Origin of the sequence: Halobellus inordinatus (assembly GCF_024464655.1) — an archaeon.
Classification (GTDB): domain Archaea; phylum Halobacteriota; class Halobacteria; order Halobacteriales; family Haloferacaceae; genus Haloquadratum; species Haloquadratum inordinatus.
In genome coordinates this window covers 1-16,575 of sequence record NZ_JANHAV010000014.1, presented here as the reverse complement: position 1 = coordinate 16,575, position 16,575 = coordinate 1, and the positions used below count along the sequence as shown (strand labels likewise).

Sequence of the window (16,575 nt, the reverse complement as noted above, 5' to 3'; positions counted from 1 at the left end):
GAGAGCCACGTTGTCCTCGTTCACGTCCACACCGACGACCGTCCGCGAGTCCTGCTTGTCTCGAACAGTCTGCTCGGTGTTGGTGACATTGACGTGTAACTCGGCGTTCTCGTTGTGGAACAGGGCTTCTGCCGTCCCAATCTTCCACTCGTCGATTTCGAGCGCGGTCTTGAGAATGTCGAGGTGGGCGTCGTCGCCTTCGAGAACGCCCTTGACGTGGTTGTAGGGTTTCGCGCTGATGCGGAACGCTACGTCACCGTCGTCGGTGGGCGACAGGTTGTACCCCTCCTCGTAGTTCGCACGAAGCGGGTACGTTCCGTTTTTGGTGTGACTCGGTTGGTTGAAGTCGTCGTACTCGTAGTAGTTCTCCATCGCACCGAGTGCTTTGGCAACGACGCGCTGTGTCGTGTTCTTCACGAGGTCAGCGTCGTCGGCCACGCGGTCGGGAATGGCGTCCCAGTCCACGCCTTGCTTGGCAAGGCGGATGGTTTCGTTGTATACCGAGCGTGCTTCGAGGGTGGCGTCGTACAGCAGGCTCTCGTTGTCATTCTGGATGTTGAGTTGGAAGTCCAGCGTCTTGACGAGGGCCTGTTCGTTGGTCATTCTTGGTCGTTGGGTTGGACGTGACGGTAGTGGAGGAGGAGCGTGCGGAGTACGCTGTCGAAACTCGTGTGCCCCTCCTCGTCCTTGAGTTCGTCAAGGTCGTCGTACACGGCGTCGGATACCTTGAGTTGCTTCGTCACGTCTCCCCCTTGTGCTCTCACACTTAAAGGTCTACTGGTAGTAGTCTGTGGGTCACCTTAAAGAATACTTCTGATTGGTCGTTGTATTGGTAGGTATGGGCGAGAAGCGGTCGAACCACACGGTGTACAACGTCAACTACCACTTCGTGTGGTGTCCAAAGTACCGCCACGCGATTCTCGAACCAATCGAGGACTCGCTGGAAGCGAGTTTCCGCGACGTGTGCGACGCGTACGACTACGAGATACTGTCGTCGTCCGAAAATCAAAGATTTTCGGGATCACGAGAGACTTCGTCTCTCGAACGACTCCACATCTCACCCGACCACGTACACCTGTTTCTGTCAGCACATCCGAAACACGCACCGAGCGAAATCGTGCGAACAGTCAAGAGCATCACGGCGCGGGAGATGTGGGAACAGCACGAACCGTTCTTGGAGGAGTATCTGTGGGGCGGTGGGTTTTGGGAGGAATCGTACTACGTTGGGACGGCAGGGAATGTTTCGACCGACACGATTGAGCAGTATATCGAGCAAACGGAACACGTTTAGCGGAGCGTACGGCCTTCACCCTCGGGGTCAAGCCCCGAGGCACTCGGCCTGCTCCGCCTGTAGATCTCTCCCTGCCTGTATAATTGCGGCTTACTGAGTATACGTCTCATTATAACAAAGAAAACAGCCGTCTTGATTTTTGAGGATGCCACTGTATATGGACGTCCACCGAGATGTGGATGCAAGCGTCGAAGATGTCGTAGAAGCACACAAGAAAGACGTCGAGACTCAAGAGAAACACGGTGTGAAATACCTGAACTACTGGGTTGACGAGGACGAGGGTGCTGTTTTCTGTCTGTTCGAAGGGCCAAGCAAAGAAGCGGGTGAGAGAGTTCACAAAGAAGCTCACGGCCTCACCGCAGACGAGATCTTCGAGGTCGAACAGCGCGAGTAGTACCCAACGAGTTCTGGATCTTCCCAGAGGTTGTAGGAGATGGGAAGCGGTAGTTCGGCGATTGGACGATTCCAGCAGCCTCCGAACTGACAACTTCTGAGACGTCAAGCGCGGAGGTCAATATGCTCCGATAAGAGTGGACAGGCGAGATTGACAAGGGTTCATTCGCTTGACCTCCTCCCGCGCCTGAACAGTAGGTGCCGAACCTCGAACAGAGACAACCGGTATCCGGCCACGGGGGCCAAGGAAGTCCGATCGACCGGCGTTCTTTCCTCGGCTACACATCCTCCATAGACGATCTGGAGGCCTCAAAATGACGGTTCTCGGTTAGATACCAATGACCGAGAATACCGTCTTAAACGAATCTCAGAAGCCAGGGAGTGCAAACAGCGGGTATTCCATCCACACCGAACAGCGATCATCCTCCGGATGCCAGTGTAGTGATGCTTTCCCGCCGTGTGATGCGTGTGACACCACCCAGTCCGACAAACTCCACGAAATCTCCCTTGGTGAGCGGGCGTATGATGTGTGTGGAGATTGCCTCCAGTTCCTCGTTGACGATGTCGAGGTGTACCACTGGTGGGACCGCCTGACTGAAGCGCACTACAATCGCGCGGCGGAGTTTCTCCGCTCCCTCGATGCAGTCTGGTGCATCAAAGATCAGGCGTACGCTGGCGGGGAACTGTGGGTACACACGCCCTATTGCGATGCTGCAGTCGTCAGAGATGTGTGTGACCACTTTGGTTTCCAGATTCGCTGGTTTAGTGTTGTATACCCCGTTGACGATGGCTTCGAGTGCGTCTCAGAGCACGGCCCCTGTGTCGAAAGCAACCTCACGTTCACTACCCACCGTTCGGATCCACTCCCGCTTGAATACGACATTCAGAATAACATAACGTACCACGAGATCGAGTGGCTTGATGAGTATCGGCGTCTGTTCACGTCACCCCTCGAGTAGTTCGACTCGCAGATCGAATTGTCTCTCCGAAATACGGTTGTCCAACCGCCCCACCATTTGACGACCCATACTGAGCGTCCAGAGTCTGTATTCCACACTTACCGATATAGTTATAAATACATCGGTGAAATTGGAATCTATGAGAGGAGCGGAGCTACGGGTTATCGACTGTTTGCGGGATCAGTCCTACTCGGTTGGCGAATTAGCCGATGCAATCGATAAAAGTCAGAGCTGGACGTCGGAGGTCGTTGGCGACCTCGAAAACGCCCATCTTGTAGACCGAACTGACGGCGTCCAATTGGCCACCACATACGAAGCATCACTGCTTGCCCAGCTCCTCGACCGCTACGCACTCGAGAACGTGCTGATAGGGACGAAAGAGGACATTTTGGGTGCGCTGCTCGGCGGTCCGAGGACGATTTCGGAGTTACAAACACAGGGGTTCGCCAAGTCCACGCTCTACAAGCATTTGAACGAGATCCAGGAGACCGGTGCGATCGCACACACGGACGACGGGTATGCTATCACCGATGACACGCTTCGGTCGTTCCTCGAAGCTAGAACCCGAACGACACCGTTCGAAACCGAATACCGCGCGAACGGCGACCGACTGGTCGCGACGAGCAAGGACAGCGTCGATGGGACACCGACTGCGTTCTCGGCGTTCACTCGCTACGGTGTTGACTATCACCCAGCGAAGACCTACATCTATCAAGGTGATCGATCGCTGGGACTCGAAGAGGTTCTGATCCATGCGGTGACCGTCGCTGAGACCAAGAAACAGATGGCGATGGCTGGCGTGTTCTATCTGACGCACCGCGCGACCCTCGGCGCCAGCGACCTGTGGCGGCTCGCAAACAGGTGGGAGTGCGTCGAGAAATGGGCAGATCTCTTTGCATACATCGACCAGCGGGAGGTCCACCACGATGAGCTCTTTCTCCCGTGGGAGGAATTCATCGATCTCGCGAACGACTATGGGGTCTATCCGCGCGGCCAACATCCGGAAGATAGCCTTCAACGGGGGCTCGAAGAGCTTGGCGACCACCTGGAGACGCCTGTCGACGTGTATCTTCTCGGAGGCGGCAACCTCATTCTGCGTGGGTTGAAAGATTCGACGAAAGACGTCGACATCGTCGTTGAGGACGGACAGACGTTCTTTGCACTCGCCGAATCGCTCCAGGACCTGGGCTACGAGGAACGTAGTGACTTGGAAGCGGCATACAACCAGCTCGATCCCAGCATTGTGCTGGAGAAGGAAGGGTTTCCGCGCTGGGATATTTTCGTGGAGGCGGTCGCCGGCCAGCTCCAGTTGACGCCGGCGATGATCGAGCGGTGCGACCAATCATTCGAGTACGGCAATCTTCACGTACATCTGCTCTCGCTGACCGACATCTTCGTGTTCAAATCGATTACGGAACGCGAAGGCGATCTCGAAGATGCCGCACTGATCGCCAGACAAGCCGACCTCGACTGGGAGAGCATCTTCCAAGAGATCAAGACCCAGGAAGATCGTACTGGCCAATTCTTCTCGTTCGCTGTGCTCGATACGCTCGATGTCCTCGACGAGCGGCACAATATTGTTGCGCCAATCACGGACCGGCTCGTCTCGTACTGTCTCGAGAACGCGTTGCTCGTCTCGCTGGAGGCCCCGAAAACAATCGACGATCTCCGAGAAGAGCTGGCTTTCCCCGATCACCAGATCTACAACAAACTCCGGAAGCTCGAAGAGGAGGGACAGATCACCGTCGACCGTAGCGGTCGACTCAATACGTACCAGCGAGCTGAATCGACTGACCGTTAACTCTGCACTACGAGTATACTCTATGGGCGAGTCGACGACATATGAACCTGGAGGAGATCGTCGATTATCTCGCCGAAGAACTCGATCTGGAGCGGAGCGACTACGTCCGTAAAGTCGGTCAGTCCGTGGCTGGTCTCCGGGAGTGAACTCGCGGATTTCCGCCTTGCAGTCATTATAGGCTGAACAGGCGCAATACCACGGCGTTCACGCCGTGGATACGCGCCGTCACTTGGGAGAGCATCAACGTTCGACAGCACTCTGAGTTTCTGAATACTGGCGTTTAAGTGACAGGCAACCGTACTAACGGGTAGGAATCGGTCGAAACGGAGCGGATTCCGAACCGTCCTATGGAGGCGGCCTGTCCGCCCGCGTAACGAGGCAGTATCCGAAAGGGCAATCGGTGACCGCCACATCCCCGAAGGGTGTGGAAACGTGCCGGCTGCCCAAAGCGAACCAGACGATACCCCTGACTCTGCTGACACCTGCAGGCGTCCCCGTGGCCAAAACAACACCGGGACGCCAAACACGGTCGAGGATAGGGGTACCGGCGGCTTGGCACCGCCAGCAGTCCACCAGTCCGATACTGTGGGACTACCCGCGCCCGAAAGGGCTGGTAGTCCGGTGATTGGACTCCAAACCTGAAACTCCCACCGCTCGGGATTCCTCCGCGTGAACGCGGAGGAGAATGTCAACTGTAGACCAACAGCAAGCGAGACCGCCATCACTTTTGATGGCGCTATACCACTCACTTCTGTGCCAGCCCTCCACTCTCGACGACAGTTGCTCTCCTTGCTCGGTGCGACAGTTACCTTGAGCGGCGTTGCCGCAGGGACACCCGAAGACCAGGCCGAGACGGCGACGGAAACGCCCACAGCGGCACCGACTGAAGCTGTCGGAGCCACAGCAACCGAGATGGGCCAGCAGACACAGCCTCCGATTGGAAACCACCATACGAGTGGTGTCACACCAGCACGAACCGGCTACGGTGCGGACGAATCCCGACCACGAGCACCGATTTCTCGTCGCTGGTGCGTCGGAACCGAAGTCGCACATCGTCAATCCGAGGTCGCAGTCGTCAACGGAACGGTGCTGTCAGCGACTCCCGAGGGACTCCACGCGCTCGACGCCCGGAGCGGCGAACGTCGGTGGCGAGCAGAGATCGACGGCGGGGCTCCGACGGTTCGTGATGGGCGAGTGTACGTCGCTACCGATAGTGCGGTTCACTGTCTCGGGTTCGATTCGGGGCGCGAGCTATGGGCTCGTCGATTGTCCAACGTGACAGGTGAGCCGTTGCTTCTCGACGTCGACACGCAGGGAACGAAGGTGTTCACAGTCACCGCACGAACGGACGAAGACGGATCTACCGAAGGTGCGGTATTGCACGCCCTAGACGCCTCGACAGGCGAGGCTTCGTATCGTATTTCGAGCGAGACGGCGGCGATATACGGCCACGTGGCTGGCCGCGGGACGTACATATACGGTGGAACGACGACCGGCTCTGTTGTTGCGTTCGACCTCGATGCACGCGAGGTCGTCTGGCAGACTCATCTCGGCGAATACGTCAATTCTGTCGCAGCGACTGCAGAAGCCGTCTACGCTGGAAGCCACACGGGAGTCGTAGCCGCGCTCGATCGGACCACAGGAGACGAACGATGGCGCACGACGCTGGAGGGTGACGAGGTCGCCGTTCGAGCCCGACCGGCGATTGCGACTACAACCGTGTACGTGGCCGCGACCGATGGAAACCTGTACGCCCTCGATCAGGAGACGGGAGAAGAGCAGTGGCGATTCGATGGGGGGAAACGACTCAGACAACCACCCACCGTCGTCGGCTCCGACGACCAGAGTGTCGTCCTCGGGAGTGATGCGGGGAACGTATTCAGTATCGACGCCGCCTCCGGCGAGATGTATTGGAGTCACCAGCTCGAGGATCGGGTCAACACACCGCCCGTGGTCGTCGACGGCGTCGTCTACATCGGTGATAATTCGGGGCGACTGTACGCACTGGCGAACGAGAAGTCGAACGTCGGCGCTGAAAGTGGCTCCTATCGGATCCCTGCCGCAGAAGAAACAGAACGTGGTCAAGGTGACACCGATAATGACGGCGTGGTGAACGCCCAAGATTACGCTCCACGAGATGGGTCCGTTCAGAGCAAAGATGACCTCCGAGACGGGTACGGTCGGAGTTCGTCCGAAGATGAGGGAGGGGAGTTCCTGGTCGGAGCCGGGGTCGGTGCCGGCGTCTCGCTAAGTGGCGTCGGTCTCGGCTATGTACTCTGGGGACGCGAGACCAGTAACTCAGATAATCCGTAATTAACCGCTGGAAGGGAATCAGTCCGTAGCGAAAGCGAGGATCCCTCTCTTCTGGCCGCCGACGTAGAGACGATCGGCAGTAACGGCGACATCTCTGGGCGCAACCGGAAGATCGGTTCGCCAGCGCTCGCGCCCATCACTCGTCGAGAGTGCAATCAGTTCCCCGTGGCCGGTTTCTTGATCTGGGGCGGTTCCGTACCCGACGACCAGGGTGTCGCCGGCGACGACGGGCTGGCAGAGTCTGAATTCTGCGGGGGACGCTGTTGCAACGGTTCGATCAGAGAGCGAGTCTCGGACGACCCATTCGATCCCGCCGGTCGAGGCACGCAATGCATAGACGACGAAGAGTTCCTGTTGCTCGTGACCCTCACAGATGAACATCCGTTCACCATCCGTCGCGAGTGAGGAGAACGCCGCAGCGCCGGAACTCGCCAGCCCCGGGAATTGCCACGTGACTCCTGTGCCTCCAGCTACCCCGAACGCGAGCGTCTCGCGTGCATCCGTCGACCAGACAACTTGGCGGGCGATACCGACGTCTCCATCACTGGTCACGACCGGTCTCCCCGGTTGGTCTAGTGGAGCAGTCGCGCGGTCGACCTTCGGTGATCCATCGAACATCTCGATCGTGAATACTGCTGGAGTGGGGCCACCGTAGCTCGCCCACACCCGATTGGCACGTACTGCGAGCCCACCGAGATCCTCCAACACGTGCGAATCGCCGTTTCGATCCCCGAGGTAGATTCGCCACTGCTCGCTCCCATCTTCGGGGTTGAGCCCATGGACCCCGTAACTGGACTGTATGTAGACCGTGTCGGGGGTTGCCAGCGGGAGCAGCGAGAACCAATCTGCCGAGCGTCCGGATCCAGTTAGAAATCGGTCCGAAACAGTCTCACCGAGTCGCTCGTGGAGGTTTACTCGCCATCGGAGGGTTCCATCCGAGGCATCAACAGCCAAGACGTCTGTTCGAGTGTCCGTTAGATACACCGTTCCGTCGATGAGCCCACCGAATTGCGGATAGCGACGTTCACGCGAAAACTCGATCTGCTGTCGCCAGCGCTTGGCACCATCGGCCGCATCGTACGCGTACAGGACGACACTCGCATCACGTGCGGTTGCAGTCACGACTATCTCGGTAGTGGCGGCGACGACATCGCCCGAGACGATGTCTTCTGAGGCGGCAGCATCCTGACGGTGCTGCCACGTCTCCCTGGGCCGAGAACCACGTGTGCGTCGACTCCGTGCGGTATGTCGGAGGTCGCCCCGCGGGAACCGCCACTCCCCGGCTGGAGGAGACCACGACGTACCGAGAGTGTCTGGAGGACGTTCATTCGGACTACTAGAAGGGTTAAGACCGCCACATCCTGCGAGACTACTCGTACCGACGAGGCCGATCATCCGGAGGGCAGTACGTCGATTTGCGGAGACCATCGAGTCAACGATTTCGTATCGGGTCGTGAAAGTGGTTCGGTGGAAGAACGGCGTTGACGTTTCCAGCGAAAGCACGCGTCCCCCTCGACTCGACCGAGACACTACCGCTAGAGTCTGCGTACTTTACGGCGTTTTCCAGCGGGCTCCGGAGGACGGTGGTGAGTATCTCGGCGTCGGAACCACCGTCACATCGTCGAAAAGTGAGGTACTGATAGTGACGGCATCGGCCTCAATATCGATCAGTATCGACTCAATCCGATCGGCGAGATCGACCATCGTCGGCTGAGGATCCTTGGACAGGAGGTTGAGGAACTTCTTCGCGGCTGTATCGCGGTCGCGGGGCGAGGTCTCGGGGAGTCCAATCGGGATCTCCACCAGAATTGCGTCAGCTCCCCGATGCCAGGGTCAGACGTTGAGGATCGCCGGCTCAGCCGTGATCTCGACTGCTCCCATTTGGTCGTACGTGACAACAACCCAGCAGCCACTCGCCTAATCGACGACAACAGCGGTTCCCGTAGTGCATCTCCCTGCCCGTTGCCGCTTTGCTCTACCGAACCGTTGGGCGTCGCCCGCTCAGTGATGGCGCCCAGTCCTCTTCGAGGAGTGACTGACCGTGGGTTGCTCGGGGAGTTGCGCAGTCCCGGCGGCGAGCACTGTGCCCCAAATCAAGCCCGCGGCGTGCTCGATCGGATTCACTTTCATCCCTGTGGGATCGAGTGTTGGGAGCACCGGCAGAAGATCCCAGATCAAACTCCCGAGCACCACCCATCCCATAGCAATTACAACCCCCTCGAAGAGTCGTAGCTCCGGTTGTGGGCCGAGGCCAACGCTGAATGCACGCTGTTGCAGATACCAGCCCACTACGGTAAGGAATCCGAGCCCAACGACGCTCCCGGACGTGGACGACGTCGTGGCCGCGCCCGCGGGCACCACCTGCGATCTGTGGCCCACGCCCGAAGGTCCCTGCGGCGAGCCCGCGGTCGTCCTGTACGTGTACACGCATTCTGCGGACGAGCGTCCGGTGAACGCCCTCGCGTGTGACGAGCACGCCCCCGCGTACCCGGACGACCACACGGACACCGACCTCCGCACCGACGGCGGCCACCTGGAACGTCCCGACGTCGAGCACGGCAAACAGTGGTACAGCCTCCGAGCCTTCCAGCGGGATTGCCTCGTGGCAGTGAGCGTCTACACCGACGCCCGACCCCCCAGCGGCCGAGAGATCCAGGCGTACCTCGAACGCTGGTACCACGACTCCGTCCATCACAGCCAGCTGTACACGAACCTCGATACGCTCGTCGAGGCGGGCCTCCTCGAGAAGACGACGCTCGATGGCCGGACCAACGGCTACCGACTCACGGCCGAGGGCGAAGCCGTCCTCGATCGCGGCGCGGTGCATCTCCAGCGCGCCGCCAACGGGGGTGAGAACGCGTGAGCAAGCCCGACGAGACACGGACGCGCGGGCTCGAAGCGACGCCCGGGCGCGCCCGCCGCGAAACCGTCCGGATGCCCCGTGAGTTCCGCGTCGGTATCCAACAACTCGTCGACGCCGAGGTCTTCGACAGCAAAAGCGAGTGCATCCGCGCGGCCGTTCGCGAACTGCTGGTCGCCCACGACGCCCTCGCGACGCCCGTCGACGGCACCGCGACTCGTACCCCAGCAACCGATCAGGAGGGCGATACCGATGAGTAACGCCCGAAATCACCCAGACACAGAGGCACGTGCGGGACGGGAGTTGCGCATCACGTCAGAGGCTCATCCAAAGCGCCACTCGCGCCCCGGTGGCCGCTGTCGTGCGGCCACACGAGCAGCTACGGAGACCCACAGTCTTTGTTATAGGACAAATATTGGTCGGCGAGCGAAGACGCACGCTGTAAGCCCGCTCTACACGTCCCAGACAAAGCCCACACCACGGGCGCCAACAGAAACGCACACAGGAACAGCCTCAGTCACAACCAGTCGAACAGCAGTTCGGCCCCATCGAGGACGAATTCCCCGATGTCGTAGAGCCGGCTGTCGGTGCTGTCATCGTCTGGAGTGGTATCGGAATCACTGCCCCGCGTCATCGGTAGTCAATCCTGCTACTTCGATTTGGATAAATCTGCAGGTCAACCCACACCATCGACCACTGGCCACCGGGAGGCCAATAATGAACGGAGGCTTCGCGATTGTGCTCGCCTAGGGGAGGATCCAACGAGTGGGTTCTCAAGGGCAGTGATACACGCACGCCCGATGATGGCCTGCTCAATCTTGGAGGCGAGCGCGATGACTGATAGGGATTATCGTAAGTCGTCATAGGTTTCTCGCCGGACGGTACGGCGAGAATCTCCGAATAGTTACGATAATCCCTATGAGCAACAGGCAGGGCCAGTGACCCAACACCAGAGTCAAAGTCAAAGTCGAAACCGACACCTCCGGGGAGAGTAGTGCAAAAAGCTTACAATATAGCAGAGTATCACTCCAAGCGCGGGGAACTCAGAGGCACACCCGGCCCATCAACCCCGTCTCCCCTTCCTGTAGGACGTCTCTTCTGACGTCACCCTCTGCCAGCGGCGCTGAGACACCGACTAGCGAAGTCGATGTAAGAGAGGTAACGGGCAATGTCTGAGCAACGCTCAGACGAACGAATTCACGCGATTCTTGCAGTCGTTTCTGAGGAAGTCGACCTCCGACTGTCGATGCGTGACTCGAGGATTACGAGTACGTCTTCCGGGGGCCTCACGACCGTCTGGAAGCGATCACCTACTCGGAGCGACTCGGCCAGTGGAAGCGCGGCCCGTACATCATCGAGCAAGTCCAGCGGGACCGACTCTGGAGCGCCCTCACTGGGGGCACACAGTGGGCTGGGTGGAACTACGTCCTGCGTGAGGAGATCGGCGACCCTGAACCCGTCGTGGGTGAGATATCCGACCCAGTGCGATGTGTGCGCTGTAACGAGCGCTTTCCCTCAGGGAACGCCTTCGGGTGGCATCTCGCCGACGTCCACAAGATCGACACCGACGAGAAACTGCAGTTCGCGATCTCAGAGCCCGAACAACAGCATACGCTCGGGAGATGGGTAGGTGAGTCAGCGTGACTGACCAATCCAGCGGAACAGCTGTGCAGTGTGGAGACAGCACCAAGAAGACATTCTGTCAAAGGGAGCTCTTTGACGAGGACTTCACGACCTCGTCTTGTCAGAGGCACTCTCCCCATTGAATGGGCTCGCTCACGATGGATTAAACCCCGAATTCACTCAAAAAATCAACTCCGGAAACAGGATAGACAATTATCCGAGCGGAAAGACAGACGAGAGAGAATGCGAGCAGCAACCGTACGCCACTGACGGAGGGCACGAGAGCCCCGCAGACGGAGATTCGTATCCTCCCTACGAAAGCGCGGCTAGTGGTACGGCGACATCTGGCAGCCCTGTCCTCGGTGCAGTGGCGACGGGCAGCAGATCGAATGCTGTGGTGATCGCTGTCACGCACACGGCCGCTGTCTCCACGGCGACAACACGTGCAACCTGTGTAACGGCGTCGGTCGGATCAGCGACGAGCTTGCCACACAGTGGCGGCAGCGAGATTCCTTCGAGTTGGTGACCGCACCGGACGCCGACCTCCACGTGCAGGGAGTGTTGTACCTCGTTGCGCGCAATCGCTACGAGGGAGGTATCGCGGATGGCGAAGACTAAGCCATCTGACCAGCCCCCGGCCGTCCTGGACGTCGACGTCGAGGGCGATCGGGTCCTCGTCGCCGTCGATCGCGGCGAGTTGTCACTGGTCGTCGAGGCCCCACGTGAGATCGAGGCCGCCGATCTGGAAGCATTACTCACAGACGTCCCCGAGAAGGTCGAGACCGTCGCGGAACTCTTCACTGGAGGGCCAGACGCGTGAGCACTGCTTCACCCCCTCACAGGGATCTTTCCGACACCGGCGACATCGCGTGGCTTACGCCCCGTCTCGTCGATCGGTACCCCCAGCACCGCCGTCAGCACCTCCAGCTCGTGGGGTGAGCGAAGTAGGGTGGGGTCGTTGACCATTCAGTACATCAAGACGTGGGATAGCGAGCAGTGGGCGTGCCGCTGGGACCGCCATCCGAACACGCACAATATCCTAGACTATTCACAGAGAGGTGACGACCGCGATTGGGTGGCACCGCAGCGAGACCGATCCGCTCAGTTCCGAATGGGAAGAGACGGCAGCGGAACATCCAGGATCCAGTAGAGACGAACGTCGCCTAAGAGTGCGGCGAGAAGCACCAGGAGTCCGCCGAAGGTGAAGACCAAATACCAGAGCACGTAGTGGTGGAACACATCCAGCAACAGCGCTGCCACCGGTGCGATCAGCCCCACGATCCAGAGCACGACAAAGAGTTCTCCGGCGTTCTGTGGACCGAGGACTGGCGAGAGAATCACGCCGAGTAAGTACGCCGAAAGCGCTGTCGAGATCCATCCGTACGGGAGCGGAAAGAGCAGCCCGAAAAGACCTTCTGGGGCGCGATGGAGCCGTTGTTTGACGCTCACGGCGGTGTAGAGGTACTTCTCCCAGCAGATGACCCAGGCGTACTTGAGCTTGAGATAGAGCTGCCTCGTTCGAAGCCAGACAACTCGGTTGGGATTCCGATACTGCTCACCCAGGCGAGTATAGTAACGACTGGCAAATAGTCCGCCGATGACGGCGACTCCCGCTGCGAGAATCCACGGCGCGGACGAGAGCAATCCACGACCAAGTCCAGTTCCTCCGAAGAATATCTCAGCGTACTGCATACTCACATACAGCGACTTGACTCGCTTGCGACAAACGGTCAGCGACTCCACGGGATTTGGGAGAACCAGGGTAGCAGAATCGAAATTGCGGCCGGCATACTTCTGCAGAAAGGACTGCGCTCAGTCAGTACAGAGGATACTAATGGTACCCTCAGCGTGGAAGTGGATGATAATTCAACTATCAAATGCCATCCCTGTGCCCACTTTGCGATCGAAGAAGCAGTGGAGAATGCGCTGAAGCACAACAACAGCGACACCACTGTCACGGTCCGAACCGAGCGGCGAGACGACGAGGTCAAGATCGACGTCGTGGACAACGGCTCGGGGATCGCTTCCCTCGAAACCGAATCGCTGTGGACTCTGGAGGAGTCACAGTTGACCCACGGGCAAGGGCTCGGTCTGCAAGTGATTTACTGGGTAACAGAGGGAGCTGGCGCATCGCTTACCATCGCAGACCGTGAACCACGGGGAACGATAGTGACGATGCGTTTTCCTATCGTTACAGATGGGCCACTTGAAGCCAGTCTGGACATTGTCCGCAACCAATTGCATTCTTAGCAACCAGGTCCTCACGGCTGATTCGGTTATGAGATTGTGAAACAAACTCTGTGACAACTCTTTTATGATTCCTTGGAGGCTAATCGTGGCGCACGTCGAGAAATCGAACCGCAAGAGATGGCGAAGAAAACGACAGTCTACGGGCTGAGCAGGCCGAGTGCCTCGGGGCTTGACCCCGAGGGTGAAGGCCGTAAGCTCGGCTAAACGTGTTCCGTTCCAGTGATCACTCACGCCGTGCGTGCGCGAACGTGGTACCTGAGAATTTCGTGAACTCATCTTGAAATGTGTCTTTCATAACATCAAGCGTGCCGCAACATAGCCAAATCAACCGCTGTATGGCGATTCACCAGAGCCCTGCAGTCCAATTGAGGATATTATCGAGGAGACTTCGAGGATGGAGAGTTCGATGCGGTCTACACGGTCGAAACGCTACAGCACCTGCATCCCGATGTCGAATGGGTCTTCGAGGAGGTGGCCCGAGTCACCGACAACATCCTCATCACGACGGAGACTGAGGAACCAGTTCACGAGTCCCCGTCGCCCGACGTCGACGTGAATTATGTCGACGACGACACCCCTCTATACTACTGGGACTGGAGTCGCATCTTCACCTCGCTGGGGCTCGTTGAAGTTGATACGGTTCGTGGTGACAGAGACACCACGCGGACCTTTCGTGCATCCCGCTAACTGCCAGTCTCGTCGCGCGGTCTGAGCCGAACGATGGAAGATTGAGGATATGATGGAGGTATTCCACACCTGATTTTGCGGTCTCATCACCGACTCAGCTGTGGGTCTCTGCCTGCAGATTGAGCGAAAATGATCCCTGAAGCTGGCGAAATCTTTCTTCTGTTGTCTTTGAATCAGAATATTACTTAACCGCGAGAAATACGCATTCATACAATGGTGAACAGCCGTCTAATTACACCACGACATCTATGGGCGGGGATGATCAGTGGTCTAGGAATCGTTTCTTTTCTAGCCAACGTCCCGCATCTCCTCACGGAAGAAGGACTGATAGCGTACGTTTTTGGCGTCTTCATCCCGATGGGACTATCTCTTGGACTTGTTGTGATGGGGTATCGGGTGTATCAAAGCTCACTCGAATTGGATTTACTTCCTCGCGTCACCGGCTGGACGCTCGCCGGCGTGGTCGGTCTGGTATCCGTTGGTGCGGTAATCTACCTTTACCAGTCCGTGGAAGGAAACGTCATAACTCACGGGCTATTCGTCGCGATGAATCTAGTCACGACCGGCGGTATTGCGGGTGCACTAATTGGGGTCTATGACGGACGCCAACGGCAGGAACAACGTGCCACAGAGCAGGCGCGGCGACGCTATCAGACGGTACTTGATGCATCGCCCGACGCTGTATTCGTTGCTTCCACTGACTCTGGTGAAATCGTGGACGCCAACCAGGCTGCCGAAGCGTTAGTTGAACGACCGCTGGACGAAATCATCGGGATGCATCAGTCAGAACTGCATCCTGCAAAGAACCGGGACAAATACCGCGAGCTGTTCGCTACCCATCTCAATACCGAGAACGTGCATTCAGAATTCCCCGATGGGTCGGATATCTTCGTCAACACGGCAAGCGGTGACCGTATTCCTGTGGAGATCAACGCTACAGGATTCGACTATCGAGGCCAATCCTTGTTTATCGGCGTCTTCAGAGACATCTCGAATCGGCGGGAACGAGAGGCCGAACTTCAGAACCGAACCGAGCAGCTAGAAATCCTCAATCGGGTGCTACGGCACGACATTCGCAACGATATGTCTGTCGTAACGGGATGGCTCGATATACTGGCGGCAGACGTCGACAGTGAGGATCGTGACCGCATAGAGCGGGTGCAACGGGCGAGTCAACGTGTGATCGGCCTGACCGAGGTAGCTCGTGACTATGTCAAAGTCGTATCGGGAGAGAAGGAACTGAATCTACACCCTGTTTCCCTCGATAGTGTCATTCAGGAAGTCATTGATACACGGCGTGAGCAATATCCAGATGCCGAATTCACCGTGACCGGAGACGTTCCCGATGTGAAAGTACAAGCGAACGAAATGCTCTCATCCGTCTTCCGGAACCTCTTGAACAACGCCGTCCAGCACAACAATTCGGACATACCTAAAATCAATATCGGGGTAGAACGGACTGACGAGTCCGTAACGGTGAGCGTCGCGGACAATGGCCCTGGAATTCCGGACGAGCAAAAGGAGACTGTCTTCGGGAAGGGCGAGCAGGGTCTAGAGAGCCCAGGAACTGGCATCGGCTTATATCTCGTCCAGAACTTGATCGACGAATTCGGCGGTGACGTCTGGATCGAGGACAACGAGCCGGCCGGAGCTGTTGTCAAGGTAACGCTCCAACGCGCCGAAACTCAGTGATCATCTGGTGTCCCACAGTAGTTGGGACCGACCGTTCCAATGCATACGGTTCCGAACCGCTTCGCGGTTAACAGCAATCTTCTTTCGAGATTTTCATAGCTTTCACATCTAACTCTCTTTACAGCGGATGACGTACCCTCATTCAACAATATCCATCGACCGAGATACCTTCGAGAACACGAGCGAGGACGAACTTGAGGAACTCTCCGTCCCCGATCAGGTCCTCGGATTTCTCGCCGCCAACGAGGATCGGGCGTTTAAGGCGCGCGAAATCGCCTCCCAGATCGGCGTCGACGAAGGGGTAGTCAGCACCGCGCTCTCACGGTTGAAGGATCGTGAGCTGGTCGAACACAAGACGACGCACTGGGCAGTGACTGATGACGCTGAGCGACTCGAGGGATACAGCGGGTACGAACGAGCAACGGCTCTGTTCAACGACCAACTGGGTGTGGAGGACAAAGATTCCTGGCGCGAGCACGCACCGCAGGAACCCCACCCGAGCGTCGAGGACGAACAGTGACCGACGCAGAGACACCGATCTTCGTCTCGTCGGCGACGAACGCGTCGATCTCGGCTCTGGTTATAGAGATTCGAGGCGCATACCCCCGCCTTCCCGTGAGGGACGAGCGTTCCGACACCTGTTGTCGGAACCGAGGACTGAACAGGCGGGGGATGAAGCCGACACGGTGAGCAACAGACAACCGAG

The 16,575-nt window shown here is 58.1% G+C and carries 15 protein-coding genes and 3 pseudogenes; 13 read left to right on the top strand and 5 right to left on the bottom strand.

Features of this window, described 5'->3' with window-relative positions; all coding sequences use genetic code 11:
- A pseudogene (locus tag NO347_RS16860) lies at positions 1-603 on the bottom strand (RNA-guided endonuclease TnpB family protein); the annotation flags it as partial.
- Positions 600-743, bottom strand: a complete 144-nt coding sequence (locus tag NO347_RS16855; protein WP_021074811.1) for a hypothetical protein — start codon at positions 741-743, stop codon at positions 600-602. The gene NO347_RS16855 and the pseudogene NO347_RS16860, both read right to left, overlap by 4 nt.
- 95 nt (positions 744-838) lie before the next feature.
- Between NO347_RS16855 and tnpA the strand changes: the two genes are divergently transcribed.
- The 5 genes from tnpA to NO347_RS16830 all read left to right on the top strand — a co-directional run bounded on the left by tnpA (position 839) and on the right by NO347_RS16830 (position 6,757).
- The gene (gene tnpA / locus NO347_RS16850) at positions 839-1,291 is read left to right on the top strand and encodes an IS200/IS605 family transposase (protein ID WP_256290872.1); all 453 of its coding nucleotides are present in this window, start codon (positions 839-841) and stop codon (positions 1,289-1,291) included.
- A gap of 157 nt (positions 1,292-1,448) precedes the next feature.
- Entirely contained in the window at positions 1,449-1,685 is a 237-nt protein-coding gene (locus NO347_RS16845; RefSeq protein ID WP_256290871.1) for a DUF4242 domain-containing protein, read from the top strand.
- A gap of 337 nt (positions 1,686-2,022) precedes the next feature.
- Positions 2,023-2,643, top strand: a complete 621-nt coding sequence (locus NO347_RS16840) for a hypothetical protein (RefSeq protein WP_256290870.1) — start codon at positions 2,023-2,025, stop codon at positions 2,641-2,643.
- A gap of 298 nt (positions 2,644-2,941) precedes the next feature.
- Complete coding sequence (locus tag NO347_RS16835) at positions 2,942-4,444, top strand: ArsR family transcriptional regulator (protein ID WP_256290869.1); 1,503 nt, start codon at positions 2,942-2,944, stop codon at positions 4,442-4,444.
- Positions 4,445-5,356: 912 nt separating this feature from the next.
- The gene (locus tag NO347_RS16830) at positions 5,357-6,757 is read left to right on the top strand and encodes an outer membrane protein assembly factor BamB family protein (RefSeq protein WP_343217990.1); all 1,401 of its coding nucleotides are present in this window, start codon (positions 5,357-5,359) and stop codon (positions 6,755-6,757) included.
- A gap of 18 nt (positions 6,758-6,775) precedes the next feature.
- Here NO347_RS16830 and NO347_RS16825 read toward each other — a convergent pair whose 3' ends face one another.
- The gene (locus tag NO347_RS16825) at positions 6,776-7,879 is read right to left on the bottom strand and encodes an outer membrane protein assembly factor BamB family protein (RefSeq protein WP_256290866.1); all 1,104 of its coding nucleotides are present in this window, start codon (positions 7,877-7,879) and stop codon (positions 6,776-6,778) included.
- Between the two features lie 429 nt (positions 7,880-8,308).
- Complete coding sequence (locus tag NO347_RS16820; protein WP_256290865.1) at positions 8,309-8,560, bottom strand: hypothetical protein; 252 nt, start codon at positions 8,558-8,560, stop codon at positions 8,309-8,311.
- A 523-nt stretch (positions 8,561-9,083) separates the two neighbouring features.
- On the opposite strand from NO347_RS16820, the gene NO347_RS17315 reads away from it, so the two are divergent.
- From NO347_RS17315 to NO347_RS16805, 3 genes are all read left to right on the top strand, one after another.
- Complete coding sequence (locus NO347_RS17315; protein WP_256290864.1) at positions 9,084-9,620, top strand: PadR family transcriptional regulator; 537 nt, start codon at positions 9,084-9,086, stop codon at positions 9,618-9,620.
- The gene (locus NO347_RS16810) at positions 9,617-9,877 is read left to right on the top strand and encodes a ribbon-helix-helix domain-containing protein (protein ID WP_256290862.1); all 261 of its coding nucleotides are present in this window, start codon (positions 9,617-9,619) and stop codon (positions 9,875-9,877) included. Before NO347_RS17315 ends, NO347_RS16810 begins: the two co-directional genes overlap by 4 nt.
- Positions 9,878-11,844: 1,967 nt before the next feature.
- Positions 11,845-12,060: a hypothetical protein gene (locus NO347_RS16805; protein WP_256290861.1), complete on the top strand. Its 216-nt coding sequence runs from the start codon at positions 11,845-11,847 to the stop codon at positions 12,058-12,060.
- A 281-nt stretch (positions 12,061-12,341) separates the two neighbouring features.
- Here NO347_RS16805 and NO347_RS16800 read toward each other — a convergent pair whose 3' ends face one another.
- Complete coding sequence (locus NO347_RS16800) at positions 12,342-12,932, bottom strand: hypothetical protein (RefSeq protein ID WP_256290859.1); 591 nt, start codon at positions 12,930-12,932, stop codon at positions 12,342-12,344.
- Positions 12,933-13,094: 162 nt separating this feature from the next.
- Here NO347_RS16800 and NO347_RS16795 point away from each other — a divergent pair, with 162 nt between their 5' ends.
- The 5 genes and pseudogenes from NO347_RS16795 (at position 13,095) to NO347_RS16775 (ending at position 16,389) form a co-directional block, all read left to right on the top strand.
- Positions 13,095-13,490: an ATP-binding protein gene (locus NO347_RS16795; protein ID WP_256290858.1), complete on the top strand. Its 396-nt coding sequence runs from the start codon at positions 13,095-13,097 to the stop codon at positions 13,488-13,490.
- A gap of 231 nt (positions 13,491-13,721) precedes the next feature.
- A pseudogene (locus NO347_RS16790) lies at positions 13,722-13,809 on the top strand (IS5/IS1182 family transposase); the annotation flags it as partial.
- A gap of 36 nt (positions 13,810-13,845) precedes the next feature.
- Positions 13,846-14,177: pseudogene (locus NO347_RS16785) on the top strand (class I SAM-dependent methyltransferase); the annotation flags it as partial.
- Between the two features lie 213 nt (positions 14,178-14,390).
- Positions 14,391-15,869, top strand: coding sequence for an ATP-binding protein (locus NO347_RS16780; protein WP_256290857.1), 1,479 nt, complete (start codon positions 14,391-14,393; stop codon positions 15,867-15,869).
- A gap of 148 nt (positions 15,870-16,017) precedes the next feature.
- Positions 16,018-16,389 (top strand): MarR family transcriptional regulator, encoded by a 372-nt coding sequence (locus NO347_RS16775; protein WP_256290873.1) that lies wholly within the window; start codon positions 16,018-16,020, stop codon positions 16,387-16,389.
- Positions 16,390-16,575: the final 186 nt, after the last annotated feature.